At 44.3% G+C, this 1,823-nt stretch carries 2 protein-coding genes; both read left to right on the top strand.

Going from position 1 to position 1,823, the window contains the following annotated elements; genetic code table 11:
* Window positions 1-111: 111 nt before the first annotated feature.
* Entirely contained in the window at window positions 112-549 is a 438-nt protein-coding gene (locus tag H6F74_RS00020) for a PIN domain-containing protein (RefSeq protein WP_190434440.1), read from the top strand.
* Window positions 550-740: 191 nt separating this feature from the next.
* Complete coding sequence (locus tag H6F74_RS00015) at window positions 741-1,502, top strand: HAD family hydrolase (protein WP_190434438.1); 762 nt, start codon at window positions 741-743, stop codon at window positions 1,500-1,502.
* The last annotated feature ends 321 nt before the right edge of the window (window positions 1,503-1,823 follow it).

The following is a 1,823-nucleotide window of genomic DNA, read 5'->3' as shown; positions in this document are numbered from 1 at the left end:
AGAGGATTTATTTCTCGAAGAAATATCATCTTCAAACTGAATTGATATACAACGTTTTTATTGTAATATATGTTGTTGGTTGCTTGTGTAACTAATTTTGTCTAACTACTTATTGAAGGAGATACTGTTGTCCGTCGCCGCCTCATCGAGTTGGGCAAGGTGCCAGTGGCTACCAGTGTCATTGTTTGCGGGGAACTCATTTTCATGGCACAAAATTCACAACAGAAGGCGGCTAATCTAATCCGAGTGCAAGCTTTTGTACAAGGCATCGACATCTATTCGGTGGACAGGGAAACTGCCCATATCTACGGTGAATTTAAAGCGGAAATCATCGCTCAGTTTGGCCCCAGAGAAAAAAGTAGACGCAGAACAACCAGGATTGAAGCGTTAGGCGTGAGCGAGAATGATCTGTGGATTGCTGCTACTGCCTTGCGTCACGGTCTGAGTGTGGTTTCATCTGATAGTGATTTTGAACGGATGCGAGAGGTAAGAACGTTTCCAGTAGAAAATTGGTCATCGCCGCCGTCACCTCCCTTACCTGAGCCTTGAATGGGTGTTAGTGTATCTTCACTCCTTGCGATTAGCCCGACAGCAAATCCCTCACTTTTCTTCGCGATGAGCGATCGCAGCACCCAGTCCTGCTCCAACGCCTACGATTACTGCAACTTTAGAGAGATTTATCAGTTCTAACCCTCATTGATTGGTAGTCTTACCTCAAGAACACCTGGAAAATAGTTAAGATGACACAACTGCGTGCCTTGATTTTTGACATTGATGGAACGATGGCAGATACTGAGCGAGATGGTCATCGCGTTGCTTTCAATCGTGCCTTTGCTGAAGCTGGTTTAGATTGGAATTGGTCAGGTGAGCTGTATGGAGAGTTACTTGAGGTTACGGGGGGAAAGGAACGCATTCGCTTTTACTTGGAGCAGTATCAACCGGATTTCGAGCCACCGACTGACTTGGAAAAGTTTATCACCGACATTCATGCGATAAAAATCAAATGTTTCCAACAATTGGCGGCTGAGGGGGCTATGCCGTTGCGCGTAGGAGTGAAGCGATTGATAGAAGAAGCCCGAATTCAAGGAGTTCGCTTGGCGATCGCAACAACAGCTTCACGCCCCAATGTTACTGCCCTATTGGAACATTCCCTTGGAGCCAATAGCCCTTCCTGGTTTGAGGTGATTGCCGCTGGTGATATCGTTCCTGCCAAAAAACCAGCACCAGATGTCTATCAGTATGTCCTACAGATGATGGATTTAGAGGCCCAAGATTGCCTTGCGATTGAAGACTCGTACCAGGGTTTAGAAGCTGCCTGTCAACTAGGTTTGAAAACGGTTGTTACGGTCAACGAATACACGCAAAACCAAGATTTTTCCGGTGCAATACTGGTATTAAATCACCTGGGAGAACCTCTTCAACCCTTTAGTGTTCTTGCTGGTGATGCTGGAGATGCAAGTTATGTCGATATAGCATTGGTGCAGCGTCTCCACGCTCACTAACGTTTGAGAAAAACGATCGCTCCCACTAGAGCTAATAAGATGAACACAAGCCATCTTTGCTTCTGGAACGGACTACGTGCTCAGTGATAAATCTTAACTTTCCTTGCATCTTTCTCAAAATTTTGAGATATTGAATTGAAAAAATTAATTCAGATAGAAACTTATGGCAACTGGGTCTTGCGGCATCATGGGGTAAAATGTAGCAATTGCTACATTTTACCCAAAAAGAACAATGGACTTTCATCTAGATACCTTATTAAACTTACCGAACGTTACGGTTTTCACCGCTTATCAAAAAGAAGGATTCTTCATTCTGAAATT

Source organism: Trichocoleus sp. FACHB-90 (genome assembly GCF_014695505.1).
Classification (GTDB): domain Bacteria; phylum Cyanobacteriota; class Cyanobacteriia; order Cyanobacteriales; family FACHB-T130; genus Funiculus; species Funiculus sociatus.
Note: the sequence above shows the minus strand (reverse complement) of the source record. Positions and strands in the feature narration are given on the sequence as shown.

What these genes read in the sequence shown, in the direction of transcription:
- H6F74_RS00015 (WP_190434438.1), top strand. Translation starts at nt 741, where the DNA reads ATGACACAACTGCGTGCCTTGATTTTTGACATTGATGGAACGATGGCA.